The following is a 419-nucleotide window of genomic DNA, read 5'->3' on the forward strand; positions in this document are numbered from 1 at the left end:
GACACCCAAGCAGTGATGTTCGAGTCGACAGACGCATGATGGTATTTCCCCAAGGCAACCAGTTGCTGCCATAGCGTTTATGGCGGCAAGACGGCGAGGGATTCTACGGCAGCGGCGGTGGCGCCAACATGTGGCATAACGCCGCACAGGCGCCACCATGTTGTGCCTGCGACGCTCAACGCCCAGCCGCCAAGACGCCGGGCCCTAAAAACTGGATAATGGCCGCCTCAGCCATTCCCCCGACCCGGTAGCTCTGCCATGGAAATCAACGTCAACTTCCTCGACAACCTTCGCCTGGAAGCCAAGTTCGACGACTTCACCGTCATCACCGACCAGCCCATCCGCTACAAGGGCGATGGCTCGGCGCCGAGCCCGTTTGACTATTTCCTGGCATCGTCGGCCATGTGCGCGGCCTATTT

At 60.1% G+C, this 419-nt stretch carries 1 protein-coding gene; it reads left to right on the forward strand.

All coding sequences use genetic code 11. The features are described from left to right. Positions 1–258: 258 nt before the first annotated feature. Positions 259–419 (forward strand): hypothetical protein (locus tag A3754_RS28800; protein WP_197468333.1); only part of this gene is annotated, 161 nt, incomplete at its 3' end.

This window comes from Alcanivorax sp. HI0083, assembly GCF_001635175.1.